At 37.6% G+C, this 22,431-nt stretch carries 17 protein-coding genes; 8 read left to right on the top strand and 9 right to left on the bottom strand.

Going from position 1 to position 22,431, the window contains the following annotated elements; translation table 11 throughout:
- Nucleotides 1-59 precede the first annotated feature (59 nt).
- The 5 genes from rlmD to ODR02_RS17570 all read left to right on the top strand — a co-directional run bounded on the left by rlmD (nucleotide 60) and on the right by ODR02_RS17570 (nucleotide 10,425).
- Complete coding sequence (rlmD, locus tag ODR02_RS17590; protein ID WP_309512921.1) at nucleotides 60-1,472, top strand: 23S rRNA (uracil(1939)-C(5))-methyltransferase RlmD; 1,413 nt, start codon at nucleotides 60-62, stop codon at nucleotides 1,470-1,472.
- Nucleotides 1,473-1,503: 31 nt separating this feature from the next.
- Nucleotides 1,504-1,980: a DUF6452 family protein gene (locus ODR02_RS17585; RefSeq protein WP_309512920.1), complete on the top strand. Its 477-nt coding sequence runs from the start codon at nucleotides 1,504-1,506 to the stop codon at nucleotides 1,978-1,980.
- On the top strand, nucleotides 1,946-2,611 hold the full coding sequence (locus tag ODR02_RS17580; RefSeq protein ID WP_105681648.1) for a DUF6048 family protein: 666 nt from the start codon (nucleotides 1,946-1,948) through the stop codon (nucleotides 2,609-2,611). Before ODR02_RS17585 ends, ODR02_RS17580 begins: the two co-directional genes overlap by 35 nt.
- 180 nt (nucleotides 2,612-2,791) lie before the next feature.
- Nucleotides 2,792-5,827, top strand: coding sequence for a reprolysin-like metallopeptidase (locus ODR02_RS17575; protein ID WP_209786923.1), 3,036 nt, complete (start codon nucleotides 2,792-2,794; stop codon nucleotides 5,825-5,827).
- 167 nt (nucleotides 5,828-5,994) lie between these two features.
- Nucleotides 5,995-10,425, top strand: coding sequence for a GEVED domain-containing protein (locus ODR02_RS17570; protein ID WP_309512919.1), 4,431 nt, complete (start codon nucleotides 5,995-5,997; stop codon nucleotides 10,423-10,425).
- A 137-nt stretch (nucleotides 10,426-10,562) separates the two neighbouring features.
- Here the strand turns inward: ODR02_RS17570 and coaE are convergent, their stop codons facing one another.
- From coaE to ruvB, 4 genes are all read right to left on the bottom strand, one after another.
- Entirely contained in the window at nucleotides 10,563-11,192 is a 630-nt protein-coding gene (gene coaE / locus ODR02_RS17565; protein WP_209786925.1) for a dephospho-CoA kinase, read from the bottom strand.
- 9 nt (nucleotides 11,193-11,201) lie between these two features.
- Nucleotides 11,202-12,068, bottom strand: coding sequence for an MBL fold metallo-hydrolase (locus ODR02_RS17560; protein ID WP_209786926.1), 867 nt, complete (start codon nucleotides 12,066-12,068; stop codon nucleotides 11,202-11,204).
- A 13-nt stretch (nucleotides 12,069-12,081) separates the two neighbouring features.
- Nucleotides 12,082-12,693 carry an FMN-binding negative transcriptional regulator gene (locus ODR02_RS17555; protein ID WP_309512918.1) on the bottom strand — a complete coding sequence of 204 codons (612 nt, stop codon included), beginning with the start codon at nucleotides 12,691-12,693 and terminating at the stop codon, nucleotides 12,082-12,084.
- Between the two features lie 62 nt (nucleotides 12,694-12,755).
- Nucleotides 12,756-13,778: a Holliday junction branch migration DNA helicase RuvB gene (gene ruvB, locus ODR02_RS17550; RefSeq protein ID WP_105681642.1), complete on the bottom strand. Its 1,023-nt coding sequence runs from the start codon at nucleotides 13,776-13,778 to the stop codon at nucleotides 12,756-12,758.
- Between the two features lie 258 nt (nucleotides 13,779-14,036).
- Here ruvB and hutI point away from each other — a divergent pair, with 258 nt between their 5' ends.
- The 3 genes from hutI to ODR02_RS17535 all read left to right on the top strand — a co-directional run bounded on the left by hutI (nucleotide 14,037) and on the right by ODR02_RS17535 (nucleotide 17,700).
- Nucleotides 14,037-15,260 carry an imidazolonepropionase gene (hutI, locus tag ODR02_RS17545; protein WP_209786928.1) on the top strand — a complete coding sequence of 408 codons (1,224 nt, stop codon included), beginning with the start codon at nucleotides 14,037-14,039 and terminating at the stop codon, nucleotides 15,258-15,260.
- A gap of 88 nt (nucleotides 15,261-15,348) precedes the next feature.
- Nucleotides 15,349-16,269 carry a formimidoylglutamase gene (gene hutG / locus ODR02_RS17540; protein WP_209786929.1) on the top strand — a complete coding sequence of 307 codons (921 nt, stop codon included), beginning with the start codon at nucleotides 15,349-15,351 and terminating at the stop codon, nucleotides 16,267-16,269.
- Between the two features lie 138 nt (nucleotides 16,270-16,407).
- Nucleotides 16,408-17,700, top strand: coding sequence for an aldehyde dehydrogenase family protein (locus tag ODR02_RS17535; RefSeq protein WP_309512917.1), 1,293 nt, complete (start codon nucleotides 16,408-16,410; stop codon nucleotides 17,698-17,700).
- A 134-nt stretch (nucleotides 17,701-17,834) separates the two neighbouring features.
- Here ODR02_RS17535 and pyk read toward each other — a convergent pair whose 3' ends face one another.
- The 5 genes from pyk to ODR02_RS17510 are packed head-to-tail and all read right to left on the bottom strand — an operon-like array spanning nucleotide 17,835 to nucleotide 22,016.
- Entirely contained in the window at nucleotides 17,835-19,280 is a 1,446-nt protein-coding gene (pyk, locus tag ODR02_RS17530; RefSeq protein WP_105681637.1) for a pyruvate kinase, read from the bottom strand.
- Nucleotides 19,273-19,746 carry an IPExxxVDY family protein gene (locus ODR02_RS17525; RefSeq protein WP_209786931.1) on the bottom strand — a complete coding sequence of 158 codons (474 nt, stop codon included), beginning with the start codon at nucleotides 19,744-19,746 and terminating at the stop codon, nucleotides 19,273-19,275. Before ODR02_RS17525 ends, pyk begins: the two co-directional genes overlap by 8 nt.
- Nucleotides 19,724-20,488 (bottom strand): ribonuclease III, encoded by a 765-nt coding sequence (gene rnc / locus ODR02_RS17520; protein WP_209786932.1) that lies wholly within the window; start codon nucleotides 20,486-20,488, stop codon nucleotides 19,724-19,726. Before rnc ends, ODR02_RS17525 begins: the two co-directional genes overlap by 23 nt.
- Before the next feature lie 9 nt (nucleotides 20,489-20,497).
- Nucleotides 20,498-21,742: a beta-ketoacyl-ACP synthase II gene (gene fabF, locus ODR02_RS17515; protein ID WP_209786933.1), complete on the bottom strand. Its 1,245-nt coding sequence runs from the start codon at nucleotides 21,740-21,742 to the stop codon at nucleotides 20,498-20,500.
- A gap of 34 nt (nucleotides 21,743-21,776) precedes the next feature.
- Nucleotides 21,777-22,016, bottom strand: coding sequence for an acyl carrier protein (locus ODR02_RS17510; protein ID WP_002976354.1), 240 nt, complete (start codon nucleotides 22,014-22,016; stop codon nucleotides 21,777-21,779).
- Nucleotides 22,017-22,431: the final 415 nt, after the last annotated feature.

Genomic DNA, 22,431 nt, shown 5'->3' with positions numbered 1-22,431 from the left:
ATTGTATTTTTGCAAACTGGAACGTAAAAGTTTCAATTAGGAAAATAGAAAATTTTAGAATGAGTAGGAAGAAAAAAAGAGATTTAATTCTTGAAAATATAAAGCTATTGACTGCCGGAGCAAAAGGCGTGGCAATCGGAAGAACAGAAGAAGGAAAAGCTGTGATGGTTTCAGGAGCAATTCCAGGTGATATTGTGAATGTAAAAGTGAAGAAAGCGAAGTCAAAATATTATGAAGGCGAAGCTATTGAAGTACTTGAAAAATCGCCCTACAGGGTTGATCCTAAATGCGTCCATTTCGGAACCTGCGGAGGATGCAAATGGCAGAATATGAGCTATGAAAAACAGCTCGATTTTAAACAGGAAGAAGTATATAATAATATCAAAAGAATCGGAGGAATTGATGACTTTGAAACCGTGTCAATTCTAGGATCTGAAGAACAGTATTTTTATAGAAACAAAATGGAGTTTTCCTTCTCCAATGCAAGATGGCTTACTCAGTATGAAATCAGTTCCGAAGAGAATTTCGGAACTAGAGATGCCCTGGGATTCCATATCCCGGGAATGTGGAGTAAGATTCTTGATCTGAAAGAGTGCTTTCTTCAGGAAGATCCTTCCAATGCAATAAGACTTGCTGTAAAAGAATATGGAGTAAATAATGGTCTGGACTTCTTTGATGTAAGAAATCAGGAAGGGTTTTTAAGAACCTTGATGATGAGACAGAACTCTAAAGGAGAATGGATGGTCCTTTTCCAGCTTTACAGAGAAGAAAAAGAAAACAGAGAGAAGCTTTTTGAATTCTTATTGGAAAAATTCCCGCAGATTAAGACATTGGTATACGCCATTAATCCTAAGCAGAATGATTCTATTTATGATTTAAATATTAATGTGTATTTCGGAGAAGGTTACCTTATGGAAGAAATGGACGGACTGAAGTTTAAGATAGGACCGAAATCATTCTTCCAGACCAACTACAAACAGGCATTGGAATTATACAGAAAAACACTTGAATTTGCTGATCTGAAAGGAGATGAAGTGGTATATGACCTTTATACAGGAACAGGAACAATTGCACAATATGTAGCAAGAAATGCAAAACAGGTTATTGGAATAGAATCTGTACAGGAAGCAATAGATGCAGCGATAGAACATGCTGCATTGAACGGTTTAACAAATACAACGTTCTATTGTGGAGATATGAAAGATATTTTCAATGATGAATTCATGGCAAACCATCCTAAAGCAGATGTATTGATCACAGATCCACCAAGAGACGGAATGCACCAGAAGGTAGTAGAGCAAATCTTAAAACTTTCACCTGAAAAAGTAGTTTACGTAAGCTGTAATTCTGCTACTCAGGCAAGAGACCTTGCTTTGATGAAAGATCACTATACTTTAGTAAAGATCTTGCCGGTAGATATGTTCCCGCAGACACACCATGTTGAGAACATTGCGTTGTTGATTAAAAAATAAATTTATTTAAATTTGAATTTCAAATCTTAATATGAAGTATTTTAAATTTCTCATAGCAATCTGTCTTTTAGGAATGCTTTTTTCCTGTGGAGGAGATGATGATATTTGCGAAAGCGGAGAAGGAACTCCAAGAATGAAGGTAGCTTTCAGATCACTGGATTCTGGAAAAGATAGAACTCTGGATTCACTCTATGTTGCAGTAGATTATGGTGCAGGAAAAGTAGATCTGGGAGGACTTGCAAAGATTGATTCAAGGTTGATTCCTCTTCGGGTAGACAATTCGCCCTATACAGATGTTTATTTTAAACTTACCAATAAAGGGGTAGAGTCTAAAGTAAGGATTAATTATACTACGAAGTCAACGTATGTATCTCCAGGATGTGGGATCAAAAAAACTTATGAGAATTTAAGTTCAGAATTATTAACTCCTAATCCAGTTCTGAAACTGGAAGCCGGACAAAATCAGATAGAGAATGAAGACAAGACTAATCTTTACCTTTCTTTTTAGTTTATTTGGAATAATAAGCTGGGCACAGGATAAAAAAAAGGAAGCAGAGAAGAAGGTTCACGAAAAATATGAACCCAATTTTATGGTTGGCCTTGATGTATTGAATACAGGAGCCGGATTTTTTTCGGACAGAAAATTGTACCAGGGATTTATTTCCTCAAAAATCAGAGGAAATATTCATGCTATTGCAGAAGCCGGTTTTGAAAAAAACATATATCAGAAGAATGGGTATGATGCTAAGGCAAGCGGCCCTTTCGTTAAGTTGGGTGCATTTTATATGCTGGCAAAAGATTCTGAAAATGAATTCAACGGATTTTATGCCGGTGGAAAAGCGGCCGGATCATTCTATAATCAGGAATATATGGCTGTCCCCGTTCGCGGATTTGGGGGAAGTAATTCCTCTGAAGCGTTTCCTTCGTCCTCACAAACTTCTTTTTGGCTGGAAGGAACAATAGGAGGCAGGGTGCAGTTATTCAGTTCCAACTTCTATATCGATGTGAATCTTCAGCCAAGATACATGGTATATACTTCTAAGCAGGATGATATCTCTCCAATGATTGTTCCCGGTTTTGGAAGAAGTTCTTCAAAATTCAATATGGGATTTGCATGGAATATTGCTTATAAGTTCTAGAAATATCAATCCTTTATCTTTAAAATATATAAAATACAAACTTTAGAATGTTCTAAAGTTTGTATTTTTTTTAATAGATATGCTTATTAGATGTATAATATTAAAAAATATTAACTTATTTTATCTGTGTGAGTTATAAAATAGCTATATTTGGCGGAAATTATAATTGTGTTTTAATTTATGAAAAGAGTATTTACTGCTTTAATGTTTACTTTTATAGGAGGCGCAGTGTTCGGCCAATGGACACCCACTTCTCTTAAAAAAGGAGACGATAACAAAAGAAGTACAGGATTTAGAGTAGATCAATCCAATGTAAGAGGTAATGGGTACTATAAGTTAGACCTGAACTTACTGAGATCTCAGCTGAAGAATGCACAGGAAATGGGATCTAATTCCACTCCTGTAGTAATTTCTCTTCCTACGATGAGCGGGAAGATTGAAAGGTTTAATGTGTACAGTTTTCCAGTAGTTGTAAAAGAACTGGCAGACAAGTATGAATTGGGATCTTATGTTGGATCAAGTGTCGATGACCCTACCAAATTTTTAAGATTCAGTATCGCTCCTAATGATTTTCAGTCGATGATCATTCATGGAGATAAGTATGAATTTATTGACCCTGCCTCTGCAGATAAAACAGTGTATGCTGTTCATCCTAAAACAAAAAAGGAAAAGAATGGTTTCTTATGTTCTACAGAAGAATCTCCTGCTGCTAAAAAGGAAATAGATGCTTTATTAAAAAATGGGCAGTCATTCTCTAATCAGGCAACAACTTTTAACAAAAGTTCTGATAAGAAATACAGAACAATGAGATTGGCAATGTCTGTTACAGGTGAGTATACCCAATACTTTATGGGACTTGCTGGTGTACCTGCTACTGCTACAGATGACCAAAAAAGAGCTCCTGCACTTGTTGCCATCAACAATACTTTAACCAGAGTAAATGGAGTTTTTGAAAAAGATTTTGCATTACATTTGAATTTGCAGAATTTTCCTAATGTAATTTATATTGACCCTGCTACAGATCCATATTCTGCTGCTGCAACAGGAGCAGGGGGAGCATGGAATGGACAACTTCAGGCTGCTTTGACGGCCAATGTAGGAGATGTCAACTACGATATCGGACACTTATTCGGTAAATCAGGAGGTGGAGGAAACGCCGGATGTATCGGGTGTGTATGTATTAATCCTACCACTTCAGTTCCTAAAGGAAAAGGTTCAGGATTTACTTCTCCAGCGAACGGAATTCCATCAGGAGATAGCTTTGATATCGACTACGTTGCTCATGAGATGGGTCACCAGTTAGGAGCTAACCATACTTTCTCTCACAATCTTGAAGGAAGTGGTGTAAATATGGAACCAGGTTCAGGAACTACCATCATGGGATACGCAGGTATTACAGGTCCTGATACAGATGTTCAGGCTAATTCTGATCCTTATTTCCATAAAGCAAGTATCGGTCAGGTACAAGCTAACTTAATTGCAAAAACTTGTGACGTAGAAACTACAATTACCAATAACCCTCCGGTAATTGCTGATCTTCCAACATATACAATACCAAAAGGGACTGCTTTTGCTTTAACAGGTAGTGCTACAGATCCTGAAAATGATCCAATGACTTATTCTTGGGAAGAGGTGGATGACGCTTCAGTTTCTATTGATAAGTATAACTTAGGAAATACAATGTCTGGAGCTTCTTTCAGATCTGCTGCTCCAAACGCAAGCCCAACAAGATACTTCCCGAAATTTGCTTCTGTAATGAGTGGAGTACTAAATAATGCAAACAATACTTGGGAGGCTGTATCTACTATAGCAAGAACTACAAATTTTGCATTAACTGTAAGAGATAACAATTCTAACGTAGCTCAACAGCAGTCAGCTTTTAAAGTTCAAACAATTGTTGTAGGAGATAATGGTCCTTTCAGATTAGCTAACCAATATGCTGATGTGAATACTCCAACTCCGGTTCAGTGGATTGTTGCAAATACTAACGCAGCTCCTTATAATGTTGCTAACGTAAAGATTGACTATACTACAGATAACGGAACAACTTGGACTGTATTATCAGCTTCAACTCCTAACGACGGATCTGAAAACTTTACTTTCCCTTCTTCATTGAACGGTCAGACTATTAAAGTAAGAATTTCTTCAATAGGAAATGTTTTCTATGCTGTAGGTCCTGTTAGTATCGCTCCTCTATCTGCATGTAGCAGTGCGGCGCCAACTAACGTAGTGGTGAGCAACATTACTGTATCTTCAGGAAGTGTATCATGGATGTCTTATACTGGAGCTACTTATAAAGTACGTTACAGAAAAGTAGGTTCAACTGTATGGACTGAGGCGGATACAACTGTTCCTTCAATCAATTTAAGTAACTTAATTGATGGTACAACTTATGAAGTTCAGGTAGCTTTAGTTTGTGGTACTACGGTAGGAACATATTCAACTTCTGTAAACTTCAGTACACCTGCACTTACTTATTGTACAGCTTCTACAGGAAGTGCAAACTATGAGTATATTGCCAATGTAACTCTTGCCAATGTAAATAATACTTCTGCAAACAGTACATATACAAACTATACTACGAATTCAGCTCTTCAGATTAACTTAACAAAAGGAAATACTTATCCTATGTCTGTTACTGTTGGTAACCCTGATATTGCAGATTATGATGCTGTAGCAGCATTTATTGACTTTAACAAGGATGGTGTTTTCAGTGATTCAGAAAGAGTATTGAATTATCCTGTGACATTAACGCAGCCATCAACGGTGATCAATGCAAATGTTGCAATTCCAAGTAATGCTGTAGAAGGACAGCCATTAAGAATGAGAGTGGTAGCATTCTATGTTGGAGCTGGTACTGGAAACGGAAATGTTGGTTTATCATTACCTTCAGATTATGTATGTGGAGATCTTTTCGATTACGGAGAAGTTGAAGACTATAACGTAGTTATTACAGGTAACCTTGCTACTTCTGAAAATGCTGTTAAAAATAATGGTATTCAGATTTATCCAAATCCTGCAACGGATGTTCTAAACGTTACTAAAGTTTCAGATAAAGCAACTTATAAAATTTATAGTGCTGCCGGACAATTAGTGGATAGAGGAAATATCAATAGTGGAAAGGTAAATGTTTCAACTTTAGTTAAAGGTGGATACGTAATTACAATAGATGATAAAGGAATTGAACAATTCAAATCTAAATTTATCAAGAAATAAAGATAACCTTTAAATATTAGTAAATCCCCGGGAAGTCCCGGGGATTTCTTTATTTAGAGCATAAGTGGAAAAAATATTGTTTTTTTTCAGAAAAAACCCAAATGCACTTATAAATTAATAATAAAAAATGATTAGATTTGTGTGATTAATATTATAATGAAAACATTATGAAGAAACTCTTTACCTCTTTAATTCTGTTTCTCTGTTTGATTTGTACAGGCTTTGTATCCAAAGTCTCGGCTCAGGCAGGGCAGATCGGGACAGGAACGGGTACCTCTGTGTATCTCCCCATACGTTCCTATTATGGGTATAGTTATTCTCAGCAGATTTATACTGCTGCGGAGCTTACGACGGCCATAGGTACGTCGAACTATATCACAGCCATAAAGTTTTATTCCACTACCGTTTCAACTTCTCAGGATGTGTATAAGGATTGGGTGGTATATATGGGTAATACAACCCAGAATGCCTTTACGTCCAATACAAACTGGGTTCCGTTAGGTTCTTTAACTCAGGTGTTTGCCGGAACTTTACCTAACTTAACAAACGGAAACTGGGTAACTCTTCAATTGGCTACACCGTTTTTATGGAACGGAACAGACAACCTGGTAGTTGCTGTAAATGAAAAAACTCCAGGCTATTCATCTTCGCCAGGTACGGCTTGGGGATCTTATAATGCAGGGGCAAACCGAGGTATCATCTATTATGAAGATACTACAAACCCGGATCCTGCTGCACCCCCTTCTGCAAAAGACAGACTTGCAGATATTCCTAGAATACAATTGGAAAGCCACCCGCTACCGGCTTGTTCAACAGCTCCACCTACAAATATCACGGTTTCAAACCTGACAACAACTTCAGCTAATGTAGGTTGGTATCTTTCTGCAGGAGCTACTTATGTGGTAAGGTACAGACCTGTATCAGGAGGCGCCTGGACAACAATCAATGTTACAACTCCTTTGGTGGGAAATCAGCTTATTACGGGATTAACCGAACAGACACAGTATGAAGTTCAGGTAGCTACGATTTGCGGTGGTACTCAGGGAGCATTCTCTTCCAGCGTAAACTTTACAACTCCGGCACTTAGTTATTGTGCGTCCGGTGCTACGAGTACTTTTATTGATGGATATATCAACCAGGTTTCTGTTAATGCACAAGGCGCTCCGTCCATGACCAGCAACTCTGATCAGAGTGGTTATACAGATTACAGTACAGATCCTACAAGAGTAGTTACTTTGGTAAGAGGAGGTAGTGCTACTGTTTCTGTTTCAAAGACCTGGCCAGGTTACCAATATAGCTTCTTAACAGGAGTTTGGATTGATTTTAACCGTAATGGTGTTTTTGAAACAAATGAAAGAGTACTTACTTCACCAAGTAATACAACAACTCCGGTTACCGCTACATTTACAGTACCAAATGTTGCCGGTGGTGTTTACACTGGAAACCTGACTACAAAAATGCGTGTTGTATTAAACGAATACAGCCCTATTAATGCTTGTGGAACATACTCTTATGGTGAAACTGAAGACTATGCTGTTAAGTTTATAGACTTATCACCTTGTTCTACAGCACCGCCTTCTAATATTATGGTAAATAACGTAACTCCTTCTTCTGCTAATGTTACTTGGACATCAGCTACAGGAGCTACTTATATTGTAAGATACAGAGTTTCTCCTTCCGGAGCATGGCAGCAGATTGCAGTCAATACCCCATTAATCAGTAATCAAATACTTGCAGGATTATTGGAGCAGACTACATATGAGGTACAGGTAGCTACTGTTTGTGGAGGAACAACTGGAGCATTCTCATCAAGTGTTACTTTTACAACGCCAGCTCTTACTTATTGTACAGCAGGTCCTACAGGTAATACCGCAACAAGTGGATATATTAATAATGTAACTGTTACTCCTACGAATACTCCTATCATGTTGAGTAATTCCGGATCTGACAATTATAAAGATTATACAACAGATGCTACAAGAGTAGTTATCTTTGAAAGAGGTTCAGCAAATAATAAAATTTCTGTCAACAAATACTGGCCAGGTTCTCCTACTTCATACGGAGTTTCAGCTTGGGTAGACTTTAACAGAAACGGAACATTTGAAACCAGTGAGAGAATTCTTAATACTACCTATAACACAACTACTCCGGTAACGGCTACTTTTGCAGTGCCTACCGTTGCAAGTGGTAATGTATATACAGGAACTCTTCCTACCCGTATGCGTGTAGTGATGAGATATTTTGATAATGCTAATCCTTGTGGCACATTCACTCAGGGAGAAGTAGAAGATTATGCAGTAAAATTTGTAGATCCTCAAAACTGTACAACGGCTCCTCCGACAAATATTACCGTAAATAATATTGGGGCAACTACGGCAACAGTATCATGGGTTGCTACTGCTGGAGCTACTTATAACATTAGATGGAGAACAACTCCTGGAGGTGTTTGGCAAACAGCAACTGTTCCTGCAGGTCAGAACTACTATGGAATTACAGGTCTTAATGAGCAGACTAATTATGAAGTTCAGGTTTCAACAACTTGTAACGGTTCTACAGGAGCTTATTCAGGATCAGTAACATTTACAACACCACCATTGTCTTACTGTCAAATGACAGGTACAGGAACGAATGACCATATTTCGAATGTAACAATTACCTCTTCGAATCTTGGAGTTCCACCAATGAATAATACTTCAGTACAGACAAATTATATCAGCTATACTACTCCGGAGACTCTTATTACTTTAGATGTAAATTCTCAAAATAATAAAATCTCTGTAGCAAAAGGATGGACAGGCGCAACAGGTAATGACGCTGTAACAGCTTGGATTGACTTTGACAGAAACGGACAGTTTACAGATGCTGAGAGAATCTTAATTTCTCCAGCTAACACAACTACTCCGGTTACAGCTACTTTTGCTGTTCCTTCAACTGCTTATACAGGACCATTGACAACTACAATGAGAGTTGTACTGAAGCGTACAAGTGCTCCTACAATGTGCCAGAATGCAGTGGATGGAGAAGTTGAAGATTACAGAGTCAGAATCAGACCTTGTAGCAATGCAACTCCTAACGCACCAACATTTACTACAACGCATACAACAGCTACTGTTACCATCACAGGAGCAGGAGTGAGCTATGTAGTAAGATACAGAGTTCAGGGAACAACAGCCTGGACAGAAGTATATGCTTCAGCACAATTGGGTAACCTTCCGTTAGTAATCAATGGATTGACACCAGCTACTACTTATGAAGTAGAGGTAGCAGCAATTTGTGGAGATATCGTGGGAACTGCAACTCCTATCAAAACATTTACTACGAGATGTGATCCTACTCCTCCAAATGTAACGGTAAGTACCATTACTCCAACAACAGCATTGATTACATGGGCTCCGCTAGCAGCAAGCTCTACGTACACGATGAGATGGAGAAAAGTAGGGACTACTACTTGGAATATTGTGAGTTTACCAGCAGCTCCTGCAAATACTTATGTATTAGGAAGTGCAACTCCTTTAGATCCATATACTACATATGAAGTTCAGATTGCGAACCAGTGTAACGGAGAAACAACATTGAATCCATATTCTAACCCTAAAGTATTTACTACAGAAAGAATATGTGAAATTCCTCCTCCAGGATTAACAATTACTCAATTGCTTCCTACATCGGCAGCGATTCAGTGGGATCCTTTCCCAGGAGCGACATACGTTCTTAGATATAGAAAAGTAGGAATTCCAAGCTGGACAGAAGTACCTTCATTAGTTAATAATCTTGTATTAACAGGACTTACAGAATTAACGAAATATGAGATGCAGGTAGTCAATATCTGTAACGGTACACCAGGAAACTATACTCCTCCATATTACTTTACAACACCTACAGTAATTTACTGTAAAATGAAAGGAGAAAGTTCTACAGGAGAGCATATTTCTAAAGTTACTGTGAAGCCTACAGGTAAGAAAACAATGGAGAATGAATCCGGAGCTTCTACCTATACAGATTATACAGGAGTACCTAAGACATTCATCGAGATGATTCAGGGATCAACTGACAATGAGATCATCATCGAGAAGAAATGGACAGGAACTACTTACAACGAAGGAATCGCAGTATGGATTGACTTCAACAGAAATGGAGAGTTTGATATCAACGAAAGAGTATTCACTTCTTCACCGAATTCAAACAGCCCTGTATCTGGTAAATTCAATGTTCCTGCAGATGCTTTTGTAAGTATGACAGACTATAAGTATGTAGTGATGAGAGTAGCGATGTCAAGAGACGGTATCCCTGTAAACTGTACTGACTTCAAAAACGGAGAAGTAGAGGATTACACGGTAAGAATCTCTAAACCGATCGTTGCTAATCCGATTGATCAGACAAGTGTCATGATTTATCCTAACCCGGTAAGCTCAGTATTGTTTGTGAAAAATGTTAGCAAGAGAGCTAAATATAAGATCTACAATGCTGCAGGACAGGTAATCGCTGACGGTATCTTATTAAACAACCAGATCAACGTAAGCAGATTGATTAACGGTGTTTATGTGATTGATATCGATGATAACGGTAATACTGCCCAAAAGAAATTTATCAAAGAATAAATCAATTAAATTTCAGATAGAATAAGCCTCCAGAAATGGAGGCTTATTTTTTGCAAAAGAATCTTGGTTGAATCTTCCCTAAGAAATATTTTTAGCAGAAAAAAAACTCGTTAGAAAAGCTTCTAACGAGTTCTTATTTATTCAATACTGAAGATCACTTTCTCAGTCTGTTCTTTTAATTCTTCCAGATTGGTATTGTTGTAGATGATACAATCTGCCATTTTAATTTTATCCCTTTCAGGCATTTGTTTTTCCATGACAGTTTCTACCTCGCGGTAGGTTTTCTGATCTCTATCCATTACCCTTTTGATCCTGATGTTATCCTCAGCGGTTACCAAAAGAGATTTGTAACATTGTCTGTTGAGCTTCAGCTCAAACAATAGTGCTGTTTCTTTGAAAACTAAATATTTGCTTTGTTTCTTTACCCAGTCTTCAAAATCAACCCTTACGGCAGGATGTATGATTTCGTTTAATTGCTGAAGCAGATCTCTGTTATTAAAAACTTTATCAGCAACAAATTTTCTGTCATACAATCCATTTTCATCATAAGATTCTTCACCAAGAAGTTCTTTGATTTTTATTTTCAGATCTTCGCTTTCATTAACGATGGCCTTAGCTCTATCATCGGAATAATAGACCGGAAAACCGAATTCCTCTATAAAGCGTGCTACTGTGGTTTTTCCTGAGCCTATTCCTCCGGTTAAACCAATGATCTTGGGTGCTGGTTCCGGTTCTGTCTGTTGTGTTTCTGAATGTAATTCTTCCATGATTCAAAATTAATATCCAAAAACATCATTAAAGCTAAACGTTTCATCAAGCCTTACTCCTTTGTCAGTCATTTTAAGACTTGCAAGCTCGTTATGCGCATCATGCTCAAAGAACAGTAAATATTCGTTGTCTACACATTGCTTAAGGAATTTTCCTTTTTCTTCCATTGTTAAAAGAGGTCTGGTATCATATCCCATCACATACACCGGGTTGATATGTCCTGCAGTAGGAATAAGGTCGGCGGCAAAGACAACTGTTTTTTCCTGGTATTGAATTACCGGTAGCATCTGTTTTTCGGTATGTCCGTCTACAAAGATGACATCCATTTTCAGGTCCGGAGCAAAGCCGTAATTTCCGGTGGTAGGAAGAGGCAAAAAGTTAAGTTGTCCGCTTTCCTGCATAGGCATAATATTTTCCTTCAGGAAGCTTGCTTTTTCTCTTGCATTAGGTTCTGTTGCCCACTGCCAGTGATTTTCATTAGTCCAGAAATGGGCATTTTTGAAGGCTGGTCTGTATCCGGTTCTGTCATCATTCCATTCTATAGCACCACCACAGTGGTCGAAGTGAAGATGCGTAAGGAATACATCCGTAATATCCTCCTTTACAAAGCCGTATTTTTTAAGATTTTTATCTAGAGTATCGTCTCCCCAAAGAGAGTAGTGTCCGAAAAATTTATCATCCTGTTTGTTACCAAGGCCACAGTCTACCAGGATCAGTTTTTTCCCGTCTTCAATAAGCAGGGAGCGGGTTCCCAATTCGATCAGGTTTTTTTCGTCTGCCGGGTTCGTTTTTTCCCACAGACTCTTCGGGACGACTCCGAACATAGCACCGCCGTCCAGTTTAAATTTTCCACATTGTATTGGATATAACTTCATATGTATATTTTGATTATTTTTTTATTTGTTTCATTTTCTCCGCAATCTTTCTTGCGTTATCATCAGCTTGTTCAAGTTGGCTGATAATGTTGTTGAAATCCGTCTCTTTTCTGTTCTGAGAAAGCTTTTGTTTGATAAATATTTCGGTTGGAATAACTTTAATTCCAAAAGCCCCCTTCATTTCTTTTTCCACAAAGGCATTTCCCATATCTTTCACCATCATTGGACATTGCTGGAAGCTTTCATATTTGGATGTTAATTTATCCAAATGGACATACAGCTCATCATGATCCATTACTTCAACTTTTCCGTGAATCTGTACCGCTTCATAATTCCAGGTGGAAACATTAATATGATCATACCAGCTGCTGGATATGTAGGTGTGGGCACCTAGAAAATCACAAAGAACTTCATCCCCGTTTTGTAAGGTTTTTGCCTGTGGGTTAGCTCTCGAAATATGAGTTTCAATATAAGCATTTTCCGGATCATCCTCATTAAGCATCATCATAGAATGGGTCGCTCTTATCTTATCAACAGAAGAGATCAGTAAAGCAAAAGAATTTTCTTTGATGATCTCTCTCATCAAATGGTAATCTTCGCTTTTATATAATTTGGGAATAAACATAAACTAAAAATTCTTGTTAACCTTACCCCAAAATCCTTAAACTCTAAACTCAAAACTTTGAATTAAAATAGCTCTCCCGGATTTTTAGGTCTTGTAATATTCAAATGCTTGTAAGCCTTATCTGTAACTTCTCTTCCTCTCGGAGTTCTGATAATAAATCCTTCCTGAATCAAAAACGGCTCATACACTTCTTCCAGTGTTTCCGGATTTTCAGCAATGGATGTGGCAAGCGCAGAAATACCTACCGGTTTTCCCTTAAAGTTTTCAATCATGACACGCATGATCTTATTGTCCATTTCATCCAGACCAAATTCATCCACATTCAAAGAATCCAGGGCATATTTTGTGATCTTAATCTCAATTTCACCATTTCCTTTGATCTCAGCAAAATCACGTACCCTTCTCAATAATGCATTGGCAATCCTTGGTGTTCCACGGCTTCTTCTTGCAATTTCTATGGCGGCATCTTCATAAATAACAACTCCCAAAACCCTTGCACTTCTCTGAATAATCATTGATAACAATTCAACAGAGTAATACTCCAGCCTGCTTTGAATCCCGAATCGGGCAAGCATTGGTTTGGTAAGCATACCACTTCTTGTAGTGGCTCCCACCAGGGTAAACGGATTCAGTCCGATCTGTACACTTCTGGCATTGGGACCCGTTTCCAGCATGATATCAATCTTGTAATCTTCCATTGCAGAATACAAATATTCCTCTACAACAGGAGAAAGACGGTGAATTTCATCAATGAAAAGAACATCATTTTCTTCCAGATTGGTCAATAAACCAGCCAAGCTACCAGGTTTGTCCAATACAGGGCCAGAAGTAATCTTACAGTTTACTCCAAGCTCATTAGCGATAATATTGGCCAACGTAGTTTTACCAAGCCCTGGCGGACCGTGTAATAAAACATGATCTAGTGCTCCGCCACGTCTTTTTGCAGCGGTAACAAAAACTTCAAGGTTCTCCAGCGTTTTTCTCTGTCCCGCAAAATCTTTAAAGCTTTGGGGACGGATCTGTTCTTCCTGCATCAGCTCCTCTCGTGAGTAGTTTTCCTTATCTGGATGTAAAAAATCTGGCATTAATTCATTTCATTTACTTCAAAGATAGCAAATTTCGACTAAGGTTGAAGGGCAGATTGAGAAAACGTTAAGATTGATACAGAGGTTTTAGCCAGGGTTGAAAATGAGAACACCTAAGATTTAAATATTTGGGATATTTTAAGTATTTTTGAGAGGAGAAATTATTAATAAAAATTAATAAAATTTTGACTGTTTAGCAGACAGGTGTTGATTGAGAACTAATCAGCCTGATCTAAACATCGAATTAACTTTAGACTAATGAAATTAATAGGACCATTTAAGCAGGTGGTGACCCTTGCTAACTTACCCTTAAGAGGAAAACTTTCCGATGAGCAGCTGGAAATTATTGTAGACGGAGGGATTGTAGTAGATCAGAATACCATCCGGAAAGTTGGAAATTTCGAAACATTAAAAACAGAAAATCCTACCATAGAAATTGAACAGATCGAGGGAGAACAGATTGCTCTTCCTGCTTTTGTAGATTCACATACCCATATCTGTTTCGGAGGAAACCGTGCGAATGATTTTGCTATGCGTAATGCAGGGAAAACTTATCTGGAAATCGCCGAGAGTGGTGGTGGAATCTGGAGTTCTGTACAGCACACAAGAAATGCTTCAGAAGAAGAATTACTGAAAACTTTAGTGGAAAGAATCAACTTTTTGGTTGAGCTGGGAATTACGACGATTGAGGTGAAAAGTGGTTACGGACTGGATGTGGAAAATGAGCTGAAAATGCTTAGAATTATTAAAAAAGCCCAGCACGAAACTAAGGCAACTTTAGTTCCTACCTGTCTTTCAGCTCACTTGAAACCAAGAGATTTTGAAGGAAGCAATCCTGAATATCTGCAATATATCATCACCGAAATTTTACCAAAAGTAAAAGAAGAAGGATTGGCGAACAGAGTAGATATTTTTATTGAAAAGTCTGCCTTTCAGCCTGAGGAAAGTAAGGATTTCTTACTTAAAGCAAAAGCACTAGGTTTTGAAATTACCGTTCATGCAGATCAGTTTACCCCTGGAAGTTCAAGAATTGCAGTAGAAGTGGGAGCGAAGTCTGCAGACCATTTAGAAGCAACCATTGATGAAGATATTCAATTTCTGGCTGAATCTGATACTGTGGCAACAGCTCTTCCGGGAGCGAGCCTAGGTTTGGGTGAGAAATTTACTCCGGCAAGAAAGTTACTGGATGCAGGAGCTATTGTAGCCATTGCAAGTGACTGGAATCCGGGATCAGCCCCTATGGGAAATTTAATTACCCAGGCGTCTATTTTAGCCACTTTCCAGAAACTGACTACAGCTGAAGTATTGGCAGGAATGACTTTCCGTGCTGCTTATGCCCTTAATCTTGAGGATAGAGGACAGCTACAGGAAGGAAAAAAGGCAGATTTTGTGACTTTCAAAACCAATAATTTCCAGAATGTACTGTATAATCAGGGAAGCTTAAAAGCAGAAAATGTGTACATTGACGGAAATCTGATGTAAAATTATAAATTAACCATATTTGTTCTTCCATCAGCGTGTTTGCAATATGAGCTGATGGAAGGGCAGACAATAGGCAAATGACTGAATAATGAGTAATATTTGGCAAGGCAGATTGGACGGAGAAGAACTTCTCTATCACAGATTATTTCAAAGAGTAAAAGAAGAACATAATTACGACAACATCTCTACAGGTGACTTTGCGTTGCATGGATTTGCTGTAGATGAAGGAGTAAGAAGAAATAAAGGCCGTCAGGGAGCGAAAGATGCTCCTGATGTGATCCGAAAAAATATGTCTAATTTTCCGGTGATCCTTCCTGACTTTTCAATGCTGGATTTTGGAAACGTTACCTGTGAGGACGGCAATCTGGAAAATACTCAGAATAATCTTGCCAAAAATGTTTCAAAAGTACTTTTAAAAGGAGGAAAATCCCTTGTGCTGGGTGGAGGCCACGAGGTGACATATGCCCATTATTTAGGGGTTAAAACAGCTTTCCCTGAACAAAAAATTGGTATTATTAATATTGATGCCCATTTTGATAACAGGCAGCCGGAAAAAGGAGTAGGACCAAGTTCTGGCACCGGATTCTGGCAGATTGCCCAGGAAGGACCCATCAATTCTTTGCATATTGGAATTCAGAGAAACTCCAATACATTAAAGCTTTTTGATACCGCTCATCAGTATGGGATGAAATATATCCTTGCTGACGAATTATTTTTTGAAAATCTTACATCCATCTATCAGCGTATCGATGAATTGCTGGACAGTGTAGATTATGCCTATCTTACCATTTGTATGGACGTCTTTAATGCATCCGTTGCTCCCGGAGTATCGGCAGCAGCATATAATGGTATCTTTGCGGATACTGCTTTTATGCATTTTTACAGACATATCTTAAAAAATAAAAAATTGCTGGCACTGGATGTAGCAGAAGTGAATCCTTCTTTCGATATTCAGGACAGAACAGCAAGACTTGCAGCATGTCTTGTGAATGAATGGCTAATGATTTAAGATAAAGCTATATTCTTCCGATAGAGAAAATCATTATTTTATTAACCCTTAAGGAATGGAATTTGCTGATTTCACCGTGCTTTTAAAATAAAAGCGCTCATAAATTCATTAGCTGAATTTAAAACAGAAATTTATATTATGGAACAATTAATTGAAAGCAAGCTTATTAAAGCAGATAAAGCGTTTTCAGTATGGAGAAAAGTGCCGTTTGAGGAAAGGCAGAAGTTAATTGCAAAAGCAGCGGAAATTTTAAAGAATAATTCGGAGAAATTTGGGAGAATAATTACAACAGAAATGAACAAACCTATTTCAGAATCTATTGCTGAAGTAGAAAAGTGTGCTTTAATGATGAATTATTATGCAAACGCTGAGAATATTTTAAAACCTGAGAAAGTAGAATCAGAATTTGCTTATTCTGAAGTTCACTATGCTCCCAAAGGAGTAATTTTAGGCGTAATGCCTTGGAATTTTCCTTTTTGGCAGGTATTAAGATTTGCTACTCCTGCAATTTTGGCTGGAAATACAGTGGTTTTAAAGCATGCATCAATTTGTTTCGGAAGTGGAAATGCCATTGTAGATGTTCTTCTGGAAGCAGGTTTTCCTGAAGGTATTTTTCAAAATCTTGAAGTAGGACACAAAGCTGTAAAAGAAATCCTTGAACACGATGCTGTAAGAGGAGTGAGCTTAACAGGAAGTGGAAAAGCAGGTGGAGAAGTGGCTTCAATAGCCGGATTAAATATCAAAAAATCTTTGCTTGAACTGGGTGGTAGTGATTCTTTTATCATTTTTGATGATGCAGACCTGGAAGATGCAGCAAAAGCGGGAGTGAAATCAAGACTTCAAAACTGTGGACAAACCTGTACTGCAGCCAAAAGATTTATTATTGATGAAAAGATTGAGGATCAGTTTTTACCAATATTTATTGAAGAATATAAAAAATATGAAATTGGAGATCCTTTAAATAAAGAAACGAAATTAGCAGGAATGGCTAGACCTGATCTTGCTGATGAGTTGGAAGCGCAGTTCAACAGAGCGCTGGAAAATGGTGCCGAAATTATCATTCCTTTGGAAAGGGTTTCTGAAAATGAATTTAAACCTGGTTTAATCAGAGTTCAGGAAGGAAATCCAATTTTGAAAGAAGAACTTTTCGGACCTCTTGGAATGATTATGATAGCAAAAAATCAGGAAGAAGCTTTGCAGATGGCGAATGATATTCCTTTCGGACTTTCTAATTCTGTTTGGACGAAAAATAAAGAACGCCAGTTATTCTTCATTGAAAACCTTGAGTCAGGAACTGTCAATATCAATCGTATGACGAGTTCTGATCCGCGTTTTCCATTTGGAGGAACAAAAGCTTCAGGATATGGAACAGAATTGTCTCTGTTGGCTTTAAAAGAATTCGTGACAGCTAAGACTATTGTAGGTAATTAGATTGTACCGTAGTATATTGTACAATGTAAAAAGTACAATGTATTCATGAGCCAATTTTATAATATAAAAAAACTCCCGGAAATCAATTTCCAGGAGTTTTTTATGTTTTGACAAAAAGTAATTTTGCTTATTGCTTATACAGTAGTCAATCTCAATGTATTGGTTTTTCCACCTTCATAGGATGGAGTTGCATTGATATTGATTACGAAATCTCCTGTTTCGATATAGCCATAATTATGCGTTAACATATTTACCTGGATAATCGTTTCATCAGTAGATTTCTTCATATCATAATAGTATGCGTGAACACCCCAAAGAAGGTTCAGCATGGTAATAACCCTTTTGTTACCACTATATACAATGATGTGAGAGTTTGGTCTGTGGGCTGCAAGCTGGAAAGCAGTGTATCCAGAGTGAGTAAGCGTTACAATAGCAGAAACGTTTGTTGTTTTAGCAATTCTTACCGCGGCAAGGCAAACCCTGTTGGTAATGAATCTCTCATCAATACAGTTATAATCTTTTTCGATAGGCTCATTTTTATGTTGGTAAAAATGAGTGGTTTCGATATTCTTTACAATTTTGGCCATGTTTTCCACAACCTGTACCGGATATCTCCCTACAGAAGTTTCTCCCGAAAGCATTACGGCATCTGCACCATCCAATACAGAGTTGGCAACGTCATTTACTTCCGCTCTGGTTGGTGTTAAGCTGTTGATCATCGTTTCCATCATCTGGGTAGCGATAATCACCGGCTTAGAATAGAATCTTGCTTTTTCTACCAGGTTTTTTTGAATTGCAGGAACTTCTTCCATTGGAACTTCTACTCCAAGGTCTCCACGAGCTACCATTAATCCATCACATTCAAGAAGGATTTCTTCAATATTTTTAACCCCTTCAGGCTTTTCAATCTTTGCAATAATCGGAGTCTTGAATTTACCATTTGGATGCGCCTTGATAAGCTCCTTCAAGTCGATAATATCCTGGGCATGACGAACAAATGATAAGGCAATCCAGTCAACTTCCATGTCAAGCATGAAATTAGCATCCTGAATATCCTTTTCTGTCAATGCAGGAAGAGAAACATTTGTATTAGGTAAATTAACTCCTTTTTTAGAGCTTAACGGCCCTCCTTGAATGGTTTTTGCTTTTACCGTATCTATTTCATTGGTTTCAGTAACCTCCAACATCAGCTTCCCATCGTCAATAAGGATTCTTTCTCCTACTTTTACGTCTTGTGGAAACTGTTGGTAAGTCATGTACACTTTCGTGGAATCTCCCTCCATCTTTTCATTGGTGAAGGTAAGAATATCACCTGGGTTCAGATAAGATCCTTCCTTTACAACTCCTACTCTCAGCTTAGGACCCTGAAGATCTCCCAAGATTCCCACTGAATAACCATACTCGCTGTTTAGCTCTCTAATTATTTCAATATTTTTTCGAACTAAGTCGTAATCTGCATGGGAAAAATTTATTCTGAAAATATCAACACCCGCTTTCATTAAATCTAACATTACCTCCTTCGACGATGAAGCAGGCCCTAGTGTTGCGATAATTTTTGTCTTCTTTAAATACTTATTCATAATACTGGATAATTTGATAAAGTTCTTCATCAGAACTCAGTGTGTAATCTTGAATTGGAAACACAAGATTTTCAGGGAGCAAAATTACGGAAAAATCAGGAAACTGTTCCGAACTATGCAGAATATATTCCACATCTACCTGATTATTTAATAAAAATTTAATGTTTTCTTCTTCTGTAAAGAGTTCTGTCTGAATTTTTTTTTGCTTACTTTCAGAAGATTTATTTGAAATGAAGGTGAAACAGGTCTTTGAAAACTTGTGGTAGGCTTCAAATCTTGGAAAAAGATAATCATAATATCCCCCATGAAAGACAAGATCTTTCTTTCTTGAAAAATTGAGGTCGTTTGTTTGATTTATTTTATAGAAAAACTCGTGAGCAGGTACATCTTTGGCTAATCTTACCAATCCTATGGCAATATCTTCAAATTCTATATCATCAAGATCATAAAGTTTTTGAATTTCCAAGTATATTTTCTTTTTTATTTAAAATATAAAATGCCCTATGTGCTGCTTTTTCCTCTGCTTTCTTCTTAGAAGTCTCAGTTGCATTCGCAATCTTTTCATCTCCCAGCCATACATGACATCTGAATACGACAGCTTTATTTGCCTGTATTTCCTCGCAGGTTTCGTACTTTATGTTAACCTTCTTCTTTTGGCTCCATTCAAGAAGGAGACCTTTGTAGCTTACAATTTTGTTTTCAAGCTTATTGATCTCAGAAGGGGTCAGCAATTTTTCCAAGATGATCCTTTTGCAGGCATCATAATGGAAGTCTAAATAAACGGCACCGATTAAGGCCTCGAATAAATTTCCGGAGATATTCTCTCCCAAAGCGGAAGAACTGTTTTGCTTTTGCAAAAGGTTGGTAAGCTTGAGATCTTCTCCTAATTTATTGAGATTTTTCCTATTAACAATCTTAGATTTCATTTGTGTCAGATATCCCTCATTAGCCTGAGGATACGTCTGGAACAAATGACAAGAAATAATTGTACCCAAAACAGAATCTCCCAAAAATTCAAGCCTTTCGTAATTGCTGTCTTGATTTTTAGAAGAATTTTTTAAAGAAAAAGCTTCGCGGTAAAGAGCTATATTTTGAACCTCGGTACCCAATACTTTACTAAGCTCGGTACTGAGAAAATATTCTCTCTCCGTTAATTGTCTTTTTCTTTTTTTGAGAAGGAATTTAGAAAAGTATTTCTGTAACTCCATTCATTGAATTTAGATTTTCTTAAATAGAACGCAAGCGTTATGCCCGCCAAATCCAAAAGTATTGCTCATGGCTACTTTTACATCTTTCTTCACAGCCGTATTAAACGTAAAGTTTAGTCTGCTGTCAATATTTTCATCATCAGTAAAATGGTTGATGGTAGGAGGAACAGTACCATGAATAATAGTTCCCAATGCAGCGATAGCTTCAATAACTCCGGCAGCTCCTAAAAGGTGTCCAGTCATTGATTTTGTAGAATTAATCTGAATGTCATAAGCGTGCTCGCCTAATAATCTTGAGATAGCATTGGATTCTGCGATGTCTCCTAATGGAGTAGAAGTACCATGCATATTGATATGATCTACTTCATCAGCAGTTAAACCTGCATCTTCCAGGCAGCTCTTCATTACCAGATAAGCACCAAGGCCTTCAGGATGCGGAGCGGTCATGTGATGTGCATCAGCACTTAAACCACCTCCTAATAATTCTGCATAAATTGTAGCACCACGTTTTACAGCGTGCTCATATTCTTCAAGAATGATACAGCCGGCTCCTTCACCCAATACAAATCCATCTCTGTCTTTATCAAAAGGTCTTGAAGCAGTTTTAGGGTCATCATTTCTTGTAGAAAGTGCCATCATTGCGTTGAATCCACCGACACCACTTGCTGTAACGGCAGCTTCAGAGCCTCCGCACACAATAACATCTGCTTTTCCTAATTGGATCAGCATTTTGGAATCAATTATAGCATTTGCTGAAGATGCACATGCAGATACAGTCGTGTAGTTAGGTCCGTGGAAACCGTATTCAATTGAGATATGTCCAGGAGTGATATCCGCAATCATTTTTGGGATAAAGAAAGGGTTAAATCTCGGAATTTCCGTATTGGCCCATCCTAACACTTCAGTTTCAAAAGTCTCTAATCCTCCGATTCCGGATCCCCAGATTACACCAACTCTGTTTTTATCTACATTGCCTTCAATAATTCCGGAATGCGCTACTGCTTCTCTTGCAGCAACAAGTCCCAATTGAGTGTTTCGGTCCATTTTTTTAGCCTCTTTCTTATCGAAATGCTGTAACGGATCGAAATTTTTCACCTCGCAAGCGAACTTTGTTTTAAAGTTTGTGGCATCAAAAAGAGTAATCGGAGCGGCACCGCTCTCACCTTTCACAAGATTTTCCCAGTATTCTTTTGCATTATTTCCTATTGGCGTTATTGCTCCAAATCCGGTTACAACTACTCTTTTTAATTCCATAAACTTTGTTTAATTTCTTTTTTGTTGAAGAATATTATTTATTTACTACTTCTTCGATGTAAGCGATAGCGTGTCCTACAGTAGTAATTTTTTCAGCTTGGTCATCAGGGATCTGAATGTTAAATTCTTTTTCAAATTCCATGATTAACTCAACTGTATCTAGTGAATCAGCTCCTAAATCGTTAGTGAAGCTAGCTTCAGGAGTTACTTCTGTTTCTTCAACGTCAAGCTTATCAGCGATGATAGCTTTTACTCTTGATGCAATGTCTGACATAGTAAATTATTTTTTTAATTGTTAGATGGTGCAAATATATAAAATTCTTTACGATAAAACATTTTTTTAGTCTTTTTTGTGGACCGGAAGCTTTCATTTTAGATTGTTTAGCTTTAGTCTTTTAGTTTTCAGTGGGTTATATTTTGATGAAACGGTAAAAGGATAAGGTGCTTCAAATTAAGAAAGTTTGAGGTCAAGCAGAATTCTCCCTTCTTATCAATAAAAATGATGTATGAACTTTAAAATTGACTTTTGATTGAGAATTTTTATAACCCAATCTCTACTTTCCAATCTTTTTGATGAGAAATGAATAGAAGCCTAACCTTCTTGAGTTTGATTAATCCTTTTCTTTAGTATAGTAAATAGGTACAGAAAAATCGGGAACTCTTACCATTACCCTGTCATTCTTTTTTTT

Origin of the sequence: Chryseobacterium sp. CFS2 (assembly GCF_036543225.1) — a bacterium.
Taxonomy (GTDB): domain Bacteria; phylum Bacteroidota; class Bacteroidia; order Flavobacteriales; family Weeksellaceae; genus Chryseobacterium; species Chryseobacterium culicis_A.
This window is presented reverse-complemented; position numbering and strand designations above follow the sequence as displayed.

Coding starts and splice junctions, on each gene's coding strand:
- rnc (WP_209786932.1), bottom strand. CDS start 20,488: ATGGAGTTACAGAAATACTTTTCTAAATTCCTTCTCAAAAAAAGAAAA.
- pyk (WP_105681637.1), bottom strand. CDS start 19,280: ATGAATAAGTATTTAAAGAAGACAAAAATTATCGCAACACTAGGGCCT.
- ODR02_RS17575 (WP_209786923.1), top strand. CDS start 2,792: ATGAAAAGAGTATTTACTGCTTTAATGTTTACTTTTATAGGAGGCGCA.
- coaE (WP_209786925.1), bottom strand. CDS start 11,192: ATGGAAGAATTACATTCAGAAACACAACAGACAGAACCGGAACCAGCA.
- rlmD (WP_309512921.1), top strand. CDS start 60: ATGAGTAGGAAGAAAAAAAGAGATTTAATTCTTGAAAATATAAAGCTA.
- ODR02_RS17510 (WP_002976354.1), bottom strand. CDS start 22,016: ATGTCAGACATTGCATCAAGAGTAAAAGCTATCATCGCTGATAAGCTT.
- fabF (WP_209786933.1), bottom strand. CDS start 21,742: ATGGAATTAAAAAGAGTAGTTGTAACCGGATTTGGAGCAATAACGCCA.
- ODR02_RS17555 (WP_309512918.1), bottom strand. CDS start 12,693: ATGTTTATTCCCAAATTATATAAAAGCGAAGATTACCATTTGATGAGA.
- ODR02_RS17570 (WP_309512919.1), top strand. CDS start 5,995: ATGAAGAAACTCTTTACCTCTTTAATTCTGTTTCTCTGTTTGATTTGT.
- hutI (WP_209786928.1), top strand. CDS start 14,037: ATGAAATTAATAGGACCATTTAAGCAGGTGGTGACCCTTGCTAACTTA.
- hutG (WP_209786929.1), top strand. CDS start 15,349: ATGAGTAATATTTGGCAAGGCAGATTGGACGGAGAAGAACTTCTCTAT.
- ODR02_RS17535 (WP_309512917.1), top strand. CDS start 16,408: ATGGAACAATTAATTGAAAGCAAGCTTATTAAAGCAGATAAAGCGTTT.
- ruvB (WP_105681642.1), bottom strand. CDS start 13,778: ATGCCAGATTTTTTACATCCAGATAAGGAAAACTACTCACGAGAGGAG.
- ODR02_RS17580 (WP_105681648.1), top strand. CDS start 1,946: ATGAAGACAAGACTAATCTTTACCTTTCTTTTTAGTTTATTTGGAATA.
- ODR02_RS17585 (WP_309512920.1), top strand. CDS start 1,504: ATGAAGTATTTTAAATTTCTCATAGCAATCTGTCTTTTAGGAATGCTT.
- ODR02_RS17560 (WP_209786926.1), bottom strand. CDS start 12,068: ATGAAGTTATATCCAATACAATGTGGAAAATTTAAACTGGACGGCGGT.